15 protein-coding genes are annotated in these 18377 nt (G+C 69.9%); 10 read left to right on the forward strand and 5 right to left on the reverse strand.

Annotated elements, in window-relative coordinates; genetic code table 11:
* The first annotated feature begins 111 nt into the window (after positions 1 to 111).
* Both AQJ46_RS21350 and AQJ46_RS21355 read left to right on the forward strand, forming a co-directional pair.
* On the forward strand, positions 112 to 1098 hold the full coding sequence (locus tag AQJ46_RS21350) for a DUF4349 domain-containing protein (protein WP_059207120.1): 987 nt from the start codon (positions 112 to 114) through the stop codon (positions 1096 to 1098).
* Between the two features lie 27 nt (positions 1099 to 1125).
* Positions 1126 to 2520 carry an FAD-dependent oxidoreductase gene (locus AQJ46_RS21355; RefSeq protein ID WP_059207121.1) on the forward strand — a complete coding sequence of 465 codons (1395 nt, stop codon included), beginning with the start codon at positions 1126 to 1128 and terminating at the stop codon, positions 2518 to 2520.
* 3 nt (positions 2521 to 2523) lie between these two features.
* Here the strand turns inward: AQJ46_RS21355 and AQJ46_RS21360 are convergent, their stop codons facing one another.
* On the reverse strand, positions 2524 to 2850 hold the full coding sequence (locus tag AQJ46_RS21360; RefSeq protein ID WP_199873728.1) for a hypothetical protein: 327 nt from the start codon (positions 2848 to 2850) through the stop codon (positions 2524 to 2526).
* A 136-nt stretch (positions 2851 to 2986) separates the two neighbouring features.
* Between AQJ46_RS21360 and AQJ46_RS21365 the strand changes: the two genes are divergently transcribed.
* Positions 2987 to 3814 (forward strand): rhomboid family intramembrane serine protease, encoded by an 828-nt coding sequence (locus AQJ46_RS21365; protein ID WP_059207311.1) that lies wholly within the window; start codon positions 2987 to 2989, stop codon positions 3812 to 3814.
* Between the two features lies 1 nt (position 3815).
* Here the strand turns inward: AQJ46_RS21365 and hemE are convergent, their stop codons facing one another.
* Positions 3816 to 4871, reverse strand: a complete 1056-nt coding sequence (hemE, locus tag AQJ46_RS21370; RefSeq protein ID WP_057611176.1) for a uroporphyrinogen decarboxylase — start codon at positions 4869 to 4871, stop codon at positions 3816 to 3818.
* Positions 4872 to 4987: 116 nt separating this feature from the next.
* Here hemE and AQJ46_RS21375 point away from each other — a divergent pair, with 116 nt between their 5' ends.
* The 3 genes from AQJ46_RS21375 to AQJ46_RS21385 all read left to right on the forward strand — a co-directional run bounded on the left by AQJ46_RS21375 (position 4988) and on the right by AQJ46_RS21385 (position 7944).
* Positions 4988 to 5656 carry a DUF3000 domain-containing protein gene (locus tag AQJ46_RS21375; protein WP_079072374.1) on the forward strand — a complete coding sequence of 223 codons (669 nt, stop codon included), beginning with the start codon at positions 4988 to 4990 and terminating at the stop codon, positions 5654 to 5656.
* A 211-nt stretch (positions 5657 to 5867) separates the two neighbouring features.
* On the forward strand, positions 5868 to 6530 hold the full coding sequence (locus AQJ46_RS21380; RefSeq protein WP_057611178.1) for a helix-turn-helix transcriptional regulator: 663 nt from the start codon (positions 5868 to 5870) through the stop codon (positions 6528 to 6530).
* A 133-nt stretch (positions 6531 to 6663) separates the two neighbouring features.
* A complete protein-coding gene (locus AQJ46_RS21385) occupies positions 6664 to 7944 on the forward strand; it encodes a ribonuclease D (protein ID WP_079072375.1) in 1281 nt (426 codons plus the stop codon).
* Positions 7945 to 7963: 19 nt separating this feature from the next.
* Here AQJ46_RS21385 and AQJ46_RS21390 read toward each other — a convergent pair whose 3' ends face one another.
* Genes AQJ46_RS21390 through AQJ46_RS21400 form a run of 3 tightly spaced genes read right to left on the reverse strand, consistent with a single transcriptional unit; the run spans position 7964 to position 11045 of the window.
* A complete protein-coding gene (locus AQJ46_RS21390) occupies positions 7964 to 8794 on the reverse strand; it encodes a carbohydrate ABC transporter permease (protein ID WP_059207123.1) in 831 nt (276 codons plus the stop codon).
* Entirely contained in the window at positions 8791 to 9732 is a 942-nt protein-coding gene (locus AQJ46_RS21395; protein WP_059207124.1) for a carbohydrate ABC transporter permease, read from the reverse strand. Before AQJ46_RS21395 ends, AQJ46_RS21390 begins: the two co-directional genes overlap by 4 nt.
* Complete coding sequence (locus tag AQJ46_RS21400) at positions 9732 to 11045, reverse strand: ABC transporter substrate-binding protein (protein WP_063803836.1); 1314 nt, start codon at positions 11043 to 11045, stop codon at positions 9732 to 9734. Before AQJ46_RS21400 ends, AQJ46_RS21395 begins: the two co-directional genes overlap by 1 nt.
* 150 nt (positions 11046 to 11195) lie before the next feature.
* On the opposite strand from AQJ46_RS21400, the gene AQJ46_RS21405 reads away from it, so the two are divergent.
* The 4 genes from AQJ46_RS21405 to AQJ46_RS21420 all read left to right on the forward strand — a co-directional run bounded on the left by AQJ46_RS21405 (position 11196) and on the right by AQJ46_RS21420 (position 18273).
* The gene (locus tag AQJ46_RS21405) at positions 11196 to 13772 is read left to right on the forward strand and encodes a glycoside hydrolase family 2 protein (protein ID WP_059207126.1); all 2577 of its coding nucleotides are present in this window, start codon (positions 11196 to 11198) and stop codon (positions 13770 to 13772) included.
* Complete coding sequence (locus tag AQJ46_RS21410) at positions 13769 to 14806, forward strand: LacI family DNA-binding transcriptional regulator (protein WP_059207127.1); 1038 nt, start codon at positions 13769 to 13771, stop codon at positions 14804 to 14806. Before AQJ46_RS21405 ends, AQJ46_RS21410 begins: the two co-directional genes overlap by 4 nt.
* A 117-nt stretch (positions 14807 to 14923) precedes the next feature.
* A complete protein-coding gene (locus AQJ46_RS21415) occupies positions 14924 to 16150 on the forward strand; it encodes a thiolase family protein (protein ID WP_059207128.1) in 1227 nt (408 codons plus the stop codon).
* Entirely contained in the window at positions 16147 to 18273 is a 2127-nt protein-coding gene (locus AQJ46_RS21420; RefSeq protein ID WP_059207129.1) for a 3-hydroxyacyl-CoA dehydrogenase NAD-binding domain-containing protein, read from the forward strand. Before AQJ46_RS21415 ends, AQJ46_RS21420 begins: the two co-directional genes overlap by 4 nt.
* Positions 18274 to 18377: the final 104 nt, after the last annotated feature.

Here is an 18377-nt window from a genome sequence, read left to right on the forward strand (position 1 = left end):
CCTTCACGAGTCCCGACCGTGACCGCATCGGAACCACCGCGGTCCAACGTTCGCACCCGCTCCGGCGTCGAAGGAGCGTCAGTTGTTCACGACCCTCGGGGGGACGCCCGCATGCACACATCACGATCACGACGTTCCGTACGGCCCGCGCGGGCCCTGGCCGGCCTCCTGCTCGCCGCGGGCCTCGCCCTGACCGGGTGCAGCGCAGGCGCCGACAGCAGCGACGGCGGCAGCGCCCTGTCCGACGACAAGGCGGCGCAGAGCCAGGCGGAGGGCGCGGCCGGCGACGCCGACGGCGCGGGCGGCAAACAGGCCTCCCAGGCGCCCGCTCCCACCGCGAACCACATCATCCGCACCGCCACGCTGACCGTGCAGGTCAAGAACGTGCCGAAGGCGCTCGCCGCGGCCCGCACCACCACCGAGAACGCGGGCGGATTCGTCGGCAAGGAGTCCACCTCCCGCGACGAGGAGGGCCGGGAGCAGACGGAGGTGGTGCTGCGGATACCCGTCGAGAAGTACGACGAGGTCCTCGCCGGCCTGGAAGGCGCGGGCAAGCTCCTGGAGCGCACCGCGAACGCGCAGGACGTCACCGACCAGGTCGTCGACGTGGAGAGCCGGATCGCGACGCAGCGCGCAAGTGTGGCGCGGATCCGGGAGCTGATGGACAAGGCGACCAAGCTGAGCGACGTGGTGACCCTGGAGGGCGAACTGAGCACCCGTCAGGCCGACCTGGAGTCACTGCTCGCCCGCCAGGCCTCCCTGAAGGACCGCACCAGCCTGGCCACCATCACCCTGTCCCTGTCCGAGTCGCCCGTCGCCAAGGCCGAGAAGGACGACGACCCCGGCGTGGTCGACGCGCTCTCGGGCGGCTGGGACGCGTTCGTGACCATGCTGCGCTGGGTCGTGGTGGCGCTGGCCGCGGTACTGCCGTTCCTGGCGGGGATCGCGCTGATCGTGCTGGTGTGGCTACGGCTGATCCGGCCCCGGCTGCCTCGCCGGCCCGCGCCGGCGGCCGCCTCGACCGCTCTGGGCCCGCTGCCCATGGCACGTCCGGTCCCGGAACCGGGACGGGAGCAGGAGCGGGGCGAGCAGGACTGAAATGCCGCGCCCTCGTAGCGTGTTCGCATGAACATGAGCCGCACGCGGGACACGTCGGAACGTCTGGTCGTCATCGGCGGTGACGCCGCGGGCATGTCCGCGGCGTCACAGGCACGCCGGTTGAAGGGCCCCGACGAACTGGAGATCGTGGCGTTCGAGCGGGGCCACTTCACCTCCTACTCGGCCTGCGGCATCCCCTACTGGGTGGGCGGGGACGTCACCGAGCCGGACCAGTTGATCGCCCGTACGCCCGAGGAGCACCGGGCCCGTGACATCGATCTGCGCATGCGTACCGAGGTCATGGAGATCGACGTCGGACGACAGCGGGTACGCGCGCGTGACCTCGAGTCGGGGGCCGAGTCCTGGACGTCGTACGACAAACTCGTGATCGCGACCGGCGCCCGCCCGATCCGGCCGGACATGCCGGGAGTCGACGCCCCCGGTGTGCACGGGGTGCAGACGCTCGACGACGGCCAGGCGCTCATCGACACGCTGGCACACACGCGTGGCCGCACGGCGGTGGTGGTGGGTGCCGGGTACATCGGTGTGGAGATGGCCGAGGCACTGATCAACCGCGGCTACGAGGTGACGGTGGTCAACCGGGGCAGCGAGCCCATGTCCACGCTCGACCCGGACATGGGCCGCCTGGTGCACGAGGCCATGGAGGGTCTGGGCATCACCATGGTCGACGACGCCGCGGTGACCAAGGTGCTCACGGGCGAGGACGGCCGGGTGCGGGCGGTGGCCACGGAGAACGCCGAGTACCCGGCGGACGTGGTGGTGCTCGGCATCGGCGTACGCCCGGAGACGACGCTCGCGAGGGCGGCCGGTCTGCCGCTGGGCAGCCACGGCGGTCTCCTGACGGACCTCGCGATGCGGGTGCGCGGCCACGAGAACATCTGGGCGGGCGGCGACTGCGTGGAGGTCCTCGACCTGGTCTCGGGGCAGGAGCGGCACATCGCGCTGGGCACCCACGCCAACAAGCACGGCCAGGTCATCGGCACGGGAGCCGGCGGCGGCTACGCCACCTTCCCCGGGGTCGTCGGCACGGCCGTCAGCAAGGTCTGCGACCTGGAGATCGCCCGCACCGGCCTGCGCGAGAAGGACGCGCGTCGGGTGGGCCTGCAATTCGTGTCGGTCACGATCGAGTCCACCAGCCGGGCCGGCTACTACCCGGGCGCCTCCCCCATGACGGTGAAGATGCTCGCCGAGCGCCGCACGGGGCGGCTGCTCGGCGTGCAGATCGTCGGGAGAGAGGGCGCGGGCAAGAGGGTCGACATCGCCGCGGTGGCCCTGACGGCGGGGATGACGGTGGAGCAGATGACGGCCCTGGACCTGGGGTACGCGCCGCCGTTCAGCCCGGTGTGGGATCCGGTGCTGGTGGCGGCCAGGAAGGCCGCCGCGAAGGTGCGGGCCTCCTGACGGCTACGCCGTTCCGTTGATCCGCTCGATGGCCTGGCGGGCCTGGTCGGCCGGCGGCCGGGGCGGCAGCGCCGAGACGGAGGCGCTGGTGTTGGAGGGCATCGCGGCCGGCTGCTCACCCGCCGGTTTGGCGTGCGAGGCCGGCCGCGTGGTCCTGAGCCGGTTGCTCACCGCCTCGTCGAGCGTCACCGGCCGCTGCATCTGCGAGGCCAGCCGCCCGGCCTCCTGACCGAGCCTGGCCACGTCCTCCCACGGCAGCCGCAGCACCAGGGAGATCTCGGCCTCCCCGTCGGGAAGAGCGTGCATCGGAGGAGCAATTCGGTCGTTCATCGGTGGTTCCTCACGTAGTCCCCGCGGCCCGCCTTCCCCGTGCCGCGGGCGGTTGAGGAGTCATACGCACGCGTGCGTGCGGGTGTTCACCGATGCGCCGCCGATTCGCGGGGCCCATCGCGGGCACTACTTCCTTGTGGTCATCCCCGTCCATGACGTGAACCCCGTGCGCCGCACCCCCGTGGTGACGTACGCGCTCATCGCCGCGAACGTCCTCGTGTTCCTGTTCACGCCCGGCCTGTCCGGCTCCGTGGCGGGCGACAGCAGCCTGTCCCAGCTGTGCCATCTCCAGGCGTTTTTGGACCACTACGCGGCGGTCCCACAGGAGTTGATCCACCATCAGATGCCGCGCCTGGTCCCCACGGGCGACGTCGGCACGAGCGCGCAGGGCTCGGCGGGCTGCGTGGTGGCCCCGCCGGACTACGACAAGTCCCCGCCGCTGTCGGTCCTCACGGCGATGTTCCTGCACGGCGGCTGGCTGCACCTGCTGGGCAACATGCTGTTCCTGCTGATCTTCGGCAACAACGTCGAGGACCGGATGGGGCATGTGCGCTTCGCGCTGTTCTACGTCGTCTGCGGCTACGCGGCGTCGTACGGCTTCGCGCTCCTCAACGACGACTCGGGCGACCCGCTGATCGGTGCGTCGGGGGCCATCGCCGGGGTCCTGGGCGCCTATCTGGTGCTGTACCCGAAGGCCAGGGTGTGGGTCCTGGTGCCGTTCCTGGTCTTCCTGCCGCTCAGACTGCCGGCCTGGCTGGTGCTGGGCTTCTGGTTCGTGCTGCAGGCCGTGTACTCCTCCGGCGAGGGCGTCTCCGCCGCCGGCACGGTGGCGTACGCGGCGCACGTCGTGGGCTTCCTCGCCGGGATGCTGCTGGCCTGGCCGCTCAAGCCGGGCACTCCCCCGCCGCCGGAACCGCGCGGCCTGCTGTTCGGCAGGAAGGCGCGGCCCCGGCACACCTGGTGAGTCAGCGGGTGGTCTGCGTGTGGACGTACTCCACGAGGCGGGTCAGGGCGTCCGGGTCGGTGGACGGCATGACGCCGTGGCCGAGGTTGAAGACGTGGCCCTCCAGGCCCTCGGCCGAGTCCAGGACCTCGCGGGTCTTGGCCTCGACGGCCTCCGTGGAGGCGAACAGGACCGTCGGGTCGAGGTTGCCCTGGAGCGCCTTGCCGGGGCCGACGCGGCGGGCGGCCTCGTCGAGCGGGACGCGCCAGTCGACGCCGACGACGTCCGCGCCGGCCTCGCCCATGAGCTTCAGCAGTTCGCCGCAGCCGACGCCGAAGTGGATACGGGGGACGCCGTACCCCTCGACCGCCTTGAAGACCTTCGCGGAGGCGGGCAGGACCGAGCGGCGGTAGTCGACGGGGGCGAGGGCACCGGCCCACGAGTCGAAGAGCTGGACCGCGGAGGCGCCGGCCTCGATCTGGACCTTCAGGAAGACGGCGGTGATCTCGGCGAGGCGGTCGAGCAGGTCGGCCCACAGCTGGGGGTCGCCGTACATCATCGCCTTGGCGTTCTCGTACGTGCGGGACGGGCCGCCCTCGACGAGGTAACTCGCGAGGGTGAAAGGTGCGCCCGCGAAACCGATGAGGGGGGTCGGGCCGAGCTCGCGGGTCAGCAGGCCGATGGCCTCGGTGACGTAGGAGACGTCCTCGGGGGTGAGGTCACGCAGTTGAGCCAGGTCGGCGCGGGTGCGGATCGGGTTCTCGACGACCGGGCCGACGCCGGGCCTGATGTCGAGGTCGATGCCGATGGCCTTCAGCGGGACGACGATGTCGCTGTAGTAGATCGCCGCGTCCACGTTGTGGCGGCGGACCGGCTGGAGGGTGATCTCGGTGACCAGCTCGGGCCGCATGCAGGACTCGAGCATCGGGATGCCCTCGCGGACCTTGCGGTACTCCGGCAGCGAGCGCCCGGCCTGCCGCATGAACCACACGGGGGTATGCGGGACTGGTTCACGGCGACACGCCTTGAGGAAGGCGGAGTCGTGGGCGGCTGACTGCGGCGTCTCAGGTGCACTCACGTCGGAAAGTCTCGCACGGTGCGATGAGTGCCGAGTGCGCGGTGTCTGTGTGGGCATGGAGCCAAGTCCGGGTGTCTAGGGCGGCACCACGCCGCCCTTCCCTTTAACCTTCCCGCATGGCTGCGGCTCAAGGACGACTGTCGGACGGCGCTGGTGGGATGGACGACGCGAAGGAAGGGGACCGGGATGGCGGCGGTGCGGCTCCGCCGGCTTTCCAGGCCGCGGTTCAGGCCTTGCGCGGCAGTCGGCTGCGGCCGCAGATCGAGATCGAGCCGACACGGGCCCCCCAGCGGCTCGCCCCGCACGCGTACGCGCTGGAGGCCACCGTCGTCGACGGCGACCAGGACCTCGCCGACGGGCGGCTCGTGCTGCTGCACGACCCCGCCGGACACGACGCCTGGCGGGGCACCTTCCGGCTGGTGACGCTCGTGCGCGCGGAGCTGGAGGCGGAGATGGCCGCCGACCCGCTGCTGCCCGAGGTGTGCTGGTCGTGGCTGACGGGCGCGCTCTCGGGGCGCGGGCTGTCGTACGGCGAACCGAGCGGCACCGTCACGCGCGCGAGCTCGCACTACTTCGGCGGCCTGTCCGAGCGCCCCGCGACCTCGCAGATCGAGATCCGGGCCTCCTGGACGCCCCGCGAGGGCCTGGGCGGGGTGCCGGACACGGCGGGGCACCTCGCCTCCTGGTGCGACCTGCTGGCACAGGTCGCGGGTCTGCCGCCGGCCGGTCCGGGTGACGCGTCGATCGTGACGTTGCCACAGCGGCGGGACCCTCAGGCGCGCTGACCACCCACACGGAGCATCAATTTGTCGATACGGCCACTTTCAGTCAGGAGTGAGCCGTCGAACGAACCGATATGTTCACCGAACGATCGACCGTACGTCCGAATTGCACTAATTGTTACTCACTAGATCGTGATCATTCTCTAAAGGACGCCGGGTTCGGTGCCGAAGACGTCTGTGACCTTCCAAGCCGTCCCGCACCCCAGGAGGCCCGGTGTCCGTTCTCCTCGAGCAGCCCGCAAGCCTGGTCGCCTACCGCCCGAACAAGCCCACCGCCATGGTGGTCGTGGCCGACCCGCGCGTACGATCCACCGTCACCCGTCACCTCTGGGCGCTCGGTGTGCGCGATGTCATCGAAGCCTCGTCCGTGGCGGAGGCCCGTCCCCGAATCGGCAGCCCCAGAGACATCTGCGTCGCCGAAGTCCACCTTCCCGACGGCTCCGGCCTGACCCTGCTGTCCGAGACCCGCGCCGCGGGCTGGCCCAACGGCCTCGCCCTCTCCGCGGCCGACGACATCGGCGCCGTGCGCAACGCCCTCGCGGGCGGCGTCAAGGGCTATGTCGTCACCGGCACCCGCACCAACGTCGGGCTCCCCACCCGGCCTGGCGCCGCCCCCATCGGCTCCGCCGCCGCCCGTATGCACCGCCGCCCCCCGGGTGCCCCGAGTCACCCGGGTGGCTACCGCGAGCTCTCCGGCCGTGAGGTCGAAGTGCTGCGGCTGGTGGCCGAAGGGCAGTCCAACAAGGCGATCGGAGTCTCGATGGGCCTGTCCGCACTGACCGTCAAGAGCCACCTCGCCCGCATCGCCCGCAAGCTCGGCACGGGAGACCGGGCCGGCATGGTGGCGGTGGCTCTCCGTACCGGCATCATCCACTGAGGCCCTTTCGAGCCTCGCTGTTCACGGACGTGAACCAGAGCTTTCACCGGGCTGACTGGTTTACGACCCTCAGGCGCCTGCCGACGGAACGTTCCGTCGGCAGGCGCTGTCCATACACAGATACCCTTGACATGTGACCGACGCCCAAGAGACCGCAGCAGACATTTCACTGCGAACCACCGGAGGCGGCCCTCCGGACGATGGCGGATCTTCTGCAGTGGAGGCGCCGATCCCTCTGCTGGAGCCGCGCGAGGGCATTCCGCCCGTGATCGCCGACGAGGATTCGCTCGCCGAGGTGATCGCCGCGTTCGCCGCGGGCTCCGGCCCCGTCGCCGTCGACGCCGAGCGGGCGTCCGGCTACCGCTACGGACAGCGCGCGTATCTCGTGCAGCTGCGCCGCGCGGGTGCGGGGACCGCGCTGATCGACCCCGTGGCCTGTCCCGACCTCTCGGGTCTCGGCGAGGCACTCTCCGGTGTGGAGTGGGTGCTGCACGCCGCCACGCAGGATCTTCCGTGTCTCCGCGAGATAGGCATGGTGCCCTCACGCCTGTTCGACACCGAGCTGGCCGGGCGGATCGCCGGGTTCCCCCGGGTCGGGCTCGGCGCGATGGTCGAAGGGGTGCTGGGCTTCGTGCTGGAGAAGGGGCACTCGGCCGTCGACTGGTCGACCCGTCCGCTGCCCGAGCCGTGGCTGCGCTACGCCGCCCTCGACGTGGAGCTTCTCGTCGACCTGCGCGACGCGCTGGAGAAGGAGCTCGACCGGCAGGGAAAGCTGGAGTGGGCGCTTCAGGAGTTCGACGCGATCGCGTCGGCTCCGCCGCCCGAGCCGCGCAAGGATCCCTGGCGTCGCACCTCGGGGATGCACAAGGTACGGCGGCGCCGGCAGCTGGCCGTCGTGCGGGAACTGTGGGAGGCGCGGGACCGGATCGCGCAGCGGCGGGACGTGTCACCGGGCAAGGTGCTGTCCGATGCGGCGATCGTCGAGGCGGCGCTCTCCCTGCCGGTCAATGTGCATGCGCTGGCCGCGTTGAACGGGTTCGGGCATCGGATGGGACGGCGACAGCTGGAGCAGTGGCAGGCCGCGGTGGATCGCGCCAGGGCCCTTGCCGAGGTGCAGCTGCCGCAGCCCGGGCAGCCGCTCACCGGGCCTCCGCCACCTCGGGCCTGGGCCGACAAGGATCCTGCGGCGGCCGCGCGGCTGTCCGCCGCGCGGGCCGCGGTGTCCGCGTTGGCCGAGTCGCTGAACATGCCTCAGGAGAACCTGATCACTCCGGACACGGTGCGGCGGGTCTGCTGGGAGCCGCCGGCCGTGGTCAGCGCGGAGTCGGTGGGGGCGGCGTTGGCCGGTCACGGTGCTCGGGCCTGGCAGGTCGAGCAGGTGACTCCTGTGCTGGTGGCCGCGCTGTCCGCCTAGCCGCTGCGGAACCAGCAGGTCATCTGGTCGCTCCTCGCGTGAAGCCGTTGTAGATGAAGCGCTGCAGCGACAGGAAAACGATCAGGGTCGGCAGGATCACCAGGACCGCTCCTGCCGAAATGACCTCCCAGTGGGCCGCGTAGGGGCCTCGGAAGCGGAACAGCGACGTCGAGATCACGCCAAGATCTTCCGAGGGCATGTAGAGGAAGGGAATGTAGAAGTCGTTGTAGACGGTGATGCCCTTCACGATCACCACAGTCGCGGTCGCCGGCTTCAGCAGCGGGAAGATGATCTTTCGGTAGATCGTGAAGGCGTTGGCGCCGTCCAGGCGGGCCGATTCGTCCAGGGACACCGGGATCGAGCGGACGAACTGCAGAAAGATGTAGATCGAGACGATGTCCGTGCCCATGTAGAGGGCGATCGGGGCCCAGAGGCTGTCGAACATGCCGAAGCTGTTGACTATCTGGAACGTGGCCACCTGGGTGGTGACACCGGGGACCAGGGCGGCCGTCAGGAAGAGCGCCACCACCAGCTTCTTGAAGCGGAAGGTGAACCGGTCGATGGCGTACGCCGTCATCGAGCCGATGAGGACCGTGCCGCCGATCGAGATCAGCAGGATGATCGCCGTGTTGGTGAAGGCGGAGAGCATCTCGCCGTCCTGGAACGCCGTCACGTAGTTGTGGAAGTTCAGCAGGTCGTGCGGGAGCTCCAGGGCCCCGCTCGTGTTGGCCATCTCCTTCTCCGACTTGAGGGAGGTCAGGAGGACGACCACGAGCGGCAGCAGGACGACCAGGGTCGCGGCGATCAGCGAGAAGTAGACAAGGGCGCGGGCGATCGTACGGCGTGTCATACGAGGTCCACCTTGTCGTCGGGGACCAGGCGCCGCTGCACCCAGGTCACCAGCAGGATGATCAGCAGGAGGACGACGGCGGCCGCCGAGGCCAGGCCCGTCTTGTTGAAGCGGAAGGCCAGGTTGACCGTCTGGATCACGAAGGTCTCGGTGCCGGTCGCGCCGCCGGTCATGATGTACGGGATCTCGAAGACCGACAGCGAGCCGGAGATCGAGAGGATCACCGTGAGGGTCAGGACCGGCTTGATGCCCGGCGCGATGATGTGGCGGAACTGGTGCCAGCGGTTCGCGCCGTCCAGCTCCGCGGCCTCGTACAACTCCCCCGGGATGGACTGGATCGCGCCCAGGAAGAGCACGAAGTTCAGGCCGAGATAGCGCCAGACCGAGACGCCGGCCAGCGAGGTGTTCGCGGAGACCGGGGTGCCGAGCCAGGCATGGTCGCTCTTCACTCCGAACAGGCTCAGCACCGAGTCGAGGGTGCCGCCGTCCTGGAAGAAGTAGAGGAACACGAAGCCGATCGCGACGCCGTTGATCAGGTACGGGAAGAAGAGCACGCCCTTGAAGAAGTTCCGGAAGCGCACGTTGAAGCTCAGGATCGTCGCGAAGTAGAGCGCGAGGACGATCTGGACCACGGAGGCGGCGAGGTAGTAACCGCTGACCCAGAAGACCTCGAAGAGATCCGGGCGGGTGAACACCTCCCGGTAGTTCTCGACGCCCGTGGAGTGCAGTTCGGGGCTGACACCGTCCCAGTCGGTGAAGCTGTACGCGATCATGTTGGCGATCGGCGCGTAGGTGAAGGTGATCAGCAGGGCGAGCGGGGCGATCAGGAACAGCCAGGGGGTCACGCCCCGCCGAACGCGGGTCCGGCGCGTGGGCGGTGCCGGGACGGGGGCGGCCGGGATCACCTCCACGGCCGCCTTCTGTGTCGTGTCCGTCATCAGGACCCCAGGTTCTTCTGGGTGTCCGTCCAGCGCTTGCTGAGGTCGGCGAGGAAGTCGTCGAGGCTGCCCTTGCGGGCGCCGCGGGCGAGGTCGACCAGCTTCTGGCGGTACTCGGGGGCGTACAGGCCGACCTCGGACTCGTTGTCGATCTGCTTGACCTTCGCGCCCTGGGCGTCGTCCAGTTCGATGAACTTCACGCCCTGGTCCTCGTACGGCTGCAGGACCGACGGCAGCGGCGCGTCCTTGAGCGGGGAGAGGGCGAGATTGTCCTCGACATAGCCGGACTTGTCGGTGAACCAGTCGATCCAGGCCCGGGCCGCCTCCTTGTGCGCGGAGTGGACGTTGACCGCCTGGTTGTAGTCGGGGCCGATGGTCGCGCAGAACTTCCCGTCCGTCTGGGCCGGGAAGGGCATGAAGCCGATGTCGTCGGGGTTCACGCCGGCCTTCTTCGCCGCGTCCTGGAACTGCACGATCGCCCAGGTGCCGAGCCACTGCGTGGCGATCTCACCCTTGGCGGTCCGGGGCTTGGACTCCTCCCAGTTGCTGGTGGTCGGGTCCTTCTCGATCAGCCCCTCGTGGACGATGTCGTACAGGAGCTGATCACCGACGCGCAGGTCCGCGCCCTTCGCCCAGGGGTCGCCCTCGGCGAGCTTGTCCGTCGCCTTCGGGTCACAGGTCACCGCGCCGTCGACGGACGTCCACGAGGACAGCGGCCAGCCGGCCGAGAAGTTGGTGTAGTACGGGACCGCGTCGGTCTTCGCCTTGATGGCCTTGAGGTCGGCGACGAACTCGGCCGGGGTGGTGGGCCATTCGGTGACGCCGGCCTCCTTCCAGATCCGCTTGTTGTAGACGAACCCGGGGCTCACGGCGACGGGGCTCTGCCCGTACACCTTGCCGTCGACGGCGGTGAAGTCGGTGAAGCGGTACTTCTTGGCGCGCTCCTGCTGGGTGCCCAGCGAGGCGAAGAACCTCGGGTAGTCGCTCTTCTTGATGACGGCCGGAATCAACAGGACATCACCGTAGTTCTCGGTGTTCATCCGGATCTTGACCTCGGCCTCGTAGTCCGTGATGCCCTCGAACTCGACCTTCACCTTCGGATAGGTCCTGCTGAACTCTGCGGCGTACTTCTTCAGCGTCCCGTCCTGCACGAGGTCGGTGCGGACGGTGAGGACCTTGATGGTGCCGGAGACCTTCGACGGGTCAGTGGGCGCCGCTGCGTCGGCGCCCTTCGTGGATCCTCCGGTGCCGGTGCACCCCGGGACCAGCAGGGCGGCTCCCACGACCACGGCCAGGACTGTACGGCGGTTCATGTGCATCAGCTCCGTTCTCGGGACGGACGAGCACTTGCGGGTTGGCTGGTTCCGAACTCTGACAACGTTTTCTTAACCGGTAAAGTCCCTATCTCGCCAACGATGAAGAAATGTTTCCCGGCGCTGGACTCGACCGGTTTAGGAGCTCGCATGCTTCAGGCCACACCGCTCACCGAGGGATGGATCCTGCGGCACGAGGGGGGTGAACTCCCGGCCGTCGTACCGGGATGCGTACACACGGACCTGCTGGCGGCGGGAGCGGTCCCGGATCCCTTTCTCGGGCGGAACGAGACCGACCTGGCCTGGGTGGGGCGGCGGGACTGGACGTACGAGACCGAACTGCCGCCCGTGGACGGGCACGAGCAGACCGACCTCGTCTTCGACGGTTTGGACACCGTGGCCGAGATTCTCCTGGACGGCCAACTCCTGGGCCGGACCAGGAACATGCACCGCTCGTACCGCTTCGACGTGACCGGCATGGCGGGACGGCTCGCCGTGCGGTTCGTCTCCGCCTACGCCGAGGCCGAGGCCGTGCGGGGCAAGCTGGGCGAACGACCCGCCGCGTATGCCGAGCCCTACCAGTACCTCCGCAAGATGGCCTGCTCCTTCGGCTGGGACTGGGGGCCGACGCTGGTGACGGCCGGAATCTGGCGGCCGGTGCGGATCGAGCGGTGGTCGACGGCCAGGATCGCCCGGGTGCGGCCGCTGGTGACCGTCGGCGAACAGGGCCTGGGCGTCGTGGAGTTGGCTGTCGAGGTCGAGCGGGCCCGGGTCGAGGCGCCGCTGAGGGTCGAGGCTTCCGTGGGTGGGGTGCGGGCGATCGCCTCCCTTGACGGCACCGAGGGGGTCGTACGCCTCGAAGTGCCCGACGTGGGGCTGTGGTGGCCGCGTGGATACGGTGAACAGCCTCTGTATGACGTCGAGTTGACGCTCCTGCACGAGGGCCGCCCGCTGGACGTGTGGCGGCGCCGGGTCGGCTTCCGTACCGTCGAGCTGGACCGCTCGGCCGACGCACACGGCACCGGGTTCACCCTCGTCGTCAACGGCGAGCGGCTCTTCGCGCGCGGCGTGAACTGGATCCCGGACGACGTCTTCCCCTCCCGGATCACTCGTGAGCGGTACCGGGAGCGGCTGGGACAGGCGGCCGGTGCCGGGGTGGACCTGGTGCGGATCTGGGGCGGCGGGATCTACGAGAGCGAGGACTTCTACGACGCCTGCGACGAGCTCGGGCTGCTGGTCTGGCAGGACTTCCCGTTCGCGTGCGCCGCCTACCCGGAGGAGCAGCCGCTGCGGGGCGAGGTGGAGGCGGAGGCCCGGGAGAACGTCGTACGGCTGATGCCGCATCCCTCGCTCGTGCTGTGGAACGGCAACAACGAGAACCTGTGGGGGTTCCGGGACTGGGGATGGGAGGCGCGGCTCGCCGGGGACTCCTGGGGAGAGGGGTACTACCTGGGCGTACTGCCGCGGGTGGTGGCCGAGTTGGACCCCACGCGGCCGTACACGGCGGGGAGCCCCTGGTCCGGGTCGTGGGAGCATCACCCGAACGATCCGGCGCACGGGACGCACCACTCCTGGGAGGTGTGGAACCGGGAGGACTACGCCGAGTACCGCGGCGAAGTGCCGCGTTTCGTGGCCGAGTTCGGCTGGCAGGCGCCGCCCGCGTACGCCACGCTGGCGCGTGCGCTGCCCGGGGAGGTACTGGCGGCGGACTCCCCCGGTGTGCTGCATCACCAGAAGGCCGACGACGGGAACGGCAAGCTTCGGCGTGGGCTGGAGCGGCATTTCGCCTTTCCCGAGGGGGACTTCGACCGCTGGCACTACCTCATGCAGGTCAACCAGGCGCGGGCCGTGGCCGCGGGGATCGAGCACTGGAGGTCGCACTGGCCGGTGTGCGCGGGGACGGTGGTGTGGCAGCTCAACGACTGCTGGCCGGTGACGAGTTGGGCCGCCATCGACGGGGACGGGCGGGAGAAACCGCTGTATCACGAGCTGCGGCGCCTGTACGCGGACCGGTTGCTGACGGTCCGGATGCGCGGCCGGAAGCTGGTGTTGGCGGCCGTCAACCAGGCGGGCGAGCCGTGGGCGGGGGTGCTGCGGCTGCGGCGGATGTCGGTGGACGGCAAGGTGATCGACGAGACCGAGCTGAACTTCCGCGCGGCCCGACGTACGGTCACCGATGTGACGGTTCCGCCGGAACTGGTGCCGGTGGGGCCGAAGGAGTTCCTGGTGGCGGACGCGGGCGGGGACGGCGGTGTGGACCGGGGAGCGGCTGTGGGCGCCGACACGGGCTGGGGCTCGGCTGCCGGCACGGACCGGGAAGGGAATGCGGGCACAGGCCGGGGCTCGACTGCGGGCGCGGGGGTGGCTGAGGATGCGGGCGCGGGCCGCGGCTCGGACAAGAAGGCCGGCGCAGGCGCGGGCCAGGACGCCGGGACGCGGCCAGGCGGTCTGCGGGCGCTGTACTTTCCCTCACCGGACCGGGAAATCCCCTACCCGCGGCCGGAGTTCGACGTGGCCGTGGTGCCGGGGGCCGTGACCGTGACGGCACGCACCCTCGTACGGGATCTGCTGCTCCAGGCGGACCGGCTGGATCCGGCGGCCCGGGCCGACCGGGGGCTGGTCACGTTGTTGCCCGGGGAGCGGGTGACCATCGGGGTCAGCGGCTGGAAGACTCCTGATCCGGACGCCGCTCGGTCCGCCCTGTACTGCCTGGAGCCCAGCCGATGACAGCCCAGCCGACGTCGCGCGTCACGATCAAGGACGTCGCCGCGCGTGCCGGTGTGTCCAAGGGGGCCGTCTCGCTCGCCTTCAACCACAAGCCGGGGCTGTCGGAGGCGACCCGGGACCGGATCTTCCTGGCCGCGCGGGAGCTGGGCTGGGCGCCGAACCTCACGGCACGGACGCTGGCCGGGTCGCGGGTGGACGTGGTGGGTCTCGCGATCTGCCGGCCGGCCCGGCTGCTGGGGCTCGAACCCTTCTACATGGAGTTCGTGTCGGGCGTGGAGAGCGTGCTGATCGAGCGGAACTGCTCGCTGCTGCTGCGGCTCGTGCGGAACGTGGAGGAGGAGGTCGGGCTGCAGGAGTCGTGGTGGCGGGGACGGCAGGTCGGGGGGTCGATCCTGGTCGACTTCCGGGCCGACGATCCGCGCGTCGCGGCGACCGGGCGGCTGGGCCTGCCGGTGGTGGCGGTGGGGCACCCCGCGTTCACCGGCGGCCTCACGTCCGTGTGGACCGACGACGCCACCGCCGTGACGGAGGCCGTGCGGTATCTGGCGGTGCTGGGGCACCGACGGATCGCCCGGGTGGGTGGTGCGGCGGCGCTCGGGCACACGGCGATGAGGACGGCCGCGTTCGACGAGGCGGCGCGGAGCCTTGAGCTGGCGGGGGCCTGGCAGGTGACCACCGACTACTCGGGAGAGGCCGGGGGGCGGGCCACCCGGTCCCTGCTGACCGCCCCCTCGGCGGACCGGCCCACGGCGATCGTCTACGACAACGACATCATGGCGGTGGCCGGACTGTCGGTCGCGGCGGAGATGGGCCTGAACGTTCCGCGTGACGTCTCCCTGCTCGCCTGGGACGACTCCCAGCTCTGCCGGCTCACCCATCCCACGCTCTCCGCGATGAGCCACGACGTGCACGGATTCGGTGCGGAGGCGGCTCGGACCTTGTTCGCAGTGATCACCGGGGAGGGGCCGGGATCGCACCCCGTGCCCACTCCGGTACTGACCCCGAGGGGCTCCACCGCGCCTCCCGCGGTGTGACCTTCACCGCTCCGGCCTCCAGGGGTGGGCAGTCACGTTACTCATAAGTAGCATGGGTCTGAGCGCGCGCTCAGCGCATCGCAGCAGTGCAGATCCCGCATCTGGAGGAGAGCCATCGTGCCTCGTACCGTCAGGGACGTCGTCTTCGTCGACGGCGTCCGCACCCCGTTCGGCAAGGCGGGCCCGAAGGGCATCTACCACGAGACCCGCGCCGACGACCTCGTCGTGAAGGCGATCCGGGAGCTGCTGCGCCGCAACCCGGGTCTCGACCCGAAGAAGATCGACGAGGTCGCCATCGCCGCGACCACGCAGATCGGTGACCAGGGTCTCACCATCGGCCGTACCGCCGGCATCCTCGCCGGTCTGCCGCAGTCGGTGCCCGGCTACTCGATCGACCGCATGTGCGCCGGCGCGCTGACCGCCGTCACCACGGTCGCCGGGTCGGTCGCCTTCGGTGCCTACGACATCGCCATCGCCGGTGGCGTCGAGCACATGGGCCGTCACCCCATGGGCGAGGGCGTGGACCCGAACCCGCGGTTCGTCAGCGAGAAGCTGGTCGACGAGTCGGCTCTGTTCATGGGCATGACCGCCGAGAACCTGCACGACCGCTACCCGCAGATCACCAAGCAGCGCGCCGACGAGTACGCCGTGCGCTCCCAGGAGAAGGCCGCCAAGGCTTACGCCAACGGCAAGATCCAGGCCGACCTGGTGCCGATCTCGGTGCGCCGCACCAACCCGGAGGCCGGTGAGACCGGCTGGGGTCTGGTCACCGCCGACGAGCCGATGCGCCCGGGGACCACCCTGGAGAACCTGTCGGGCCTCAAGACGCCGTTCCGTGTGCACGGCCGGGTCACCGCCGGTAACGCGGCCGGTCTGAACGACGGCGCCACCGCCTCCCTCATCGCGTCCGAGGACTTCGCCCGCGAGAACGACCTGCCGGTGAAGATGCGCCTCGTCTCGTACTCCTTCGTGGGTGTCGAGCCGGAGGTCATGGGCTACGGCCCGATCCCGGCCACCGAGAAGGCGCTCGCCCAGGCGGGCCTGTCCATCTCCGACATCGGCCTGTTCGAGATCAACGAGGCCTTCGCCGTCCAGGTGCTGGCCTTCCTCGACCACTACGGCATCGCGGACGACGACGAACGCGTCAACCAGTACGGCGGCGCGATCGCCTTCGGTCACCCGCTGGCCTCCTCGGGTGTGCGTCTGATGACGCAGCTGGCCCGCCAGTTCGAGGAGCAGCCCGAGGTCCGCTACGGCCTGACCACCATGTGCGTCGGCTTCGGCATGGGCGCGACCGTCATCTGGGAGAACCCGAACCACAAGGACGCCGGAGGCAGCAAGTGAGCACCACTGAGCTCTTGAAGGGTGCGGCCGAGCTGTTCCCGGACGAGGTAGTCACCCAGGCGCACGTGCGTCACCTGGACCTGCCGTTCAACGCGGGCCGCTTCGCGCTCATCACGCTGGACAACGGCTTCGACCACACCAAGCCGACCACCTTCGGCCCGGCTTCGCTGGCGAACCTCGACACCGCCATCGACCAGGTCGAGAAGGAGGCCTCGGCCGGCGAGATCGTCGGTGTCGGCATCACCGGCAAGCCGTTCATCTTCGCCGTCGGCGCCGACCTCAAGGGCGTCGAGCTGCTGAAGGAGCACAAGGACGCGCTGGCCATCGGCAAGGGCGGCCACGAGGTCTTCAAGCGTCTCGCGGGCATCGCCGTGCCGACCTTCGCGTACTACAACGGTGCCGCGATGGGCGGTGGCGTCGAGGTCGGTCTGCACTGCCAGTACCGGACGGTGTCCGCGGCCCTGCCCGCCTTCTCGCTCCCCGAGGTCTTCCTCGGTCTGGTCCCCGGCTGGGGCGGCTGCACCCTGCTGCCGAACCTGATCGGCGCGGACAAGGCCGTCTCGGTGATCATCGAGAACTCCCTCAACCAGAACAAGCAGCTCAAGGGCGCTCAGGTCTACGAACTGGGCATCGCCGACGCGCTGTTCGAGGGCGCGGACTTCCTGGAGCAGTCCCTGCTGTGGACGGCGTCCGTCCTCAAGGGCGAGATCGTCATCGACCGTCCGGTGATCGACCGCGGTGAGGCCTGGGACCAGGCCGTCGCGCGCGGCCGGTTCATCGCCGACTCCAAGGTGCACGGCGCGGCCCCGGCCGCCTACCGCGCCCTGGACATCATCGCCGCCGCCAAGAACGGCGACCTCCAGCAGGGCTACGACGCCGAGGACGTTGCCCTCGCCGACCTGATCATGGGTGGCGAACTGCGGTCCGGGATCTACGCGTTCAACCTGGTGCAGAAGCGCGGCAAGCGTCCCGCGGGCGCCCCGGACAAGAACCTGGCCCGCCCGGTCACCAAGGTCGGTGTCGTCGGCGCCGGTCTGATGGCCTCCCAGCTCGCGCTGCTCTTCCTGCGCCGCCTCGAGGTGCCGGTCGTGCTGACCGACATCGACCAGGAGCGCGTCGACAAGGGTGTGGGCTACGTCCACGCCGAGATCGAGAAGCTGCTCGGCAAGGGCCGTATCAACCAGGACAAGGCCAACCGCCTCAAGGCCCTGGTCACCGGTGTGCTGGACAAGGCGGAGGGCTTCTCCGACGCGGACTTCATCATCGAGGCCGTGTTCGAGGAGATCGGCGTCAAGCAGACGGTGTTCGCGGAGGTCGAGGCGGTCGCCCCGGCGCACGCGATCCTCGCCACCAACACCTCCTCGCTGTCGGTCACCGAGATGGCGTCGAAGCTGAAGAACCCCGAGCGGGTGGTCGGCTTCCACTTCTTCAACCCGGTCGCGATCCTCCCCCTCCTGGAGATCGTCCGCGGCGAGCAGACCGACGACGCGTCGCTGGCCACCGCCTTCGCCGTCGCCAAGAAGCTGAAGAAGACCGCGGTGCTGGTCAAGGACGCCCCGGCGTTCGTCGTCAACCGCATCCTCACCCGCTTCATGGGCGAGATCCAGAACGTCATCGACGAGGGCACCCCGGTCGAGGTCGCGGAGAAGGCGGTGGAGCCCCTGGGCCTGCCGATGTCTCCTCTCGTCCTCCTTGAGCTGGTCGGCCCCGCGATCGGTCTGCACGTCTCGGAGACCCTCAACCGGGCCTTCCCGGACCGCTTCACGGTCTCCCCGAACCTCGCGGCCGTCGTCAAGGCGGGCAAGCGCGGCTTCTACGTCTACGACTCCGGCAAGCCGGAGCTGGACCCGGAGGTCGCCGCGCTGCTGCAGCAGGGCAACTCCGTGCTGACCGAGGAGCAGGTCCGCGAGCGCGTCCTGGACGCCGTCGCCCAGGAGATCGGGCTCATGCTCGACGAGGGTGTCGTCGCCGAGGCCCAGGACATCGACCTCTGCCTGATCACGGGCGCCGGCTGGCCCTTCCACCTGGGCGGCATCACACCGTACCTGGACCGCGAGGGTGTCTCCGAGCGCGTGAACGGCAAGAAGTTCCTGGCTCCGGGCCTGGCATCGGTTCCGGCGTAGCGACCGGCCGTACGACGGTGAAGAGGGCCTCCGCGGCGGCGGAGGCCCTCTTCACACTCACCGGACGCGTCCAGTGTGCGAGGCTCGGCTGTGCGAGTCAGGGG

Source organism: Streptomyces canus (genome assembly GCF_001514145.1).
Taxonomy (GTDB): Bacteria; Actinomycetota; Actinomycetes; order Streptomycetales; family Streptomycetaceae; genus Streptomyces; species Streptomyces canus.

Bases quoted from the DNA above. Each gene is read 5' to 3' on its own strand.
- AQJ46_RS21390 (WP_059207123.1), bottom strand. From the start codon at position 8,794: ATGACACGCCGTACGATCGCCCGCGCCCTTGTCTACTTCTCGCTGATC.
- AQJ46_RS21395 (WP_059207124.1), bottom strand. From the start codon at position 9,732: ATGACGGACACGACACAGAAGGCGGCCGTGGAGGTGATCCCGGCCGCC.
- AQJ46_RS21355 (WP_059207121.1), top strand. From the start codon at position 1,126: ATGAACATGAGCCGCACGCGGGACACGTCGGAACGTCTGGTCGTCATC.
- AQJ46_RS21405 (WP_059207126.1), top strand. From the start codon at position 11,196: ATGCTTCAGGCCACACCGCTCACCGAGGGATGGATCCTGCGGCACGAG.
- AQJ46_RS21400 (WP_063803836.1), bottom strand. From the start codon at position 11,045: ATGAACCGCCGTACAGTCCTGGCCGTGGTCGTGGGAGCCGCCCTGCTG.
- AQJ46_RS21375 (WP_079072374.1), top strand. From the start codon at position 4,988: ATGGCTGCGGCTCAAGGACGACTGTCGGACGGCGCTGGTGGGATGGAC.
- AQJ46_RS21410 (WP_059207127.1), top strand. From the start codon at position 13,769: ATGACAGCCCAGCCGACGTCGCGCGTCACGATCAAGGACGTCGCCGCG.
- AQJ46_RS21350 (WP_059207120.1), top strand. From the start codon at position 112: ATGCACACATCACGATCACGACGTTCCGTACGGCCCGCGCGGGCCCTG.
- AQJ46_RS21360 (WP_199873728.1), bottom strand. From the start codon at position 2,850: ATGAACGACCGAATTGCTCCTCCGATGCACGCTCTTCCCGACGGGGAG.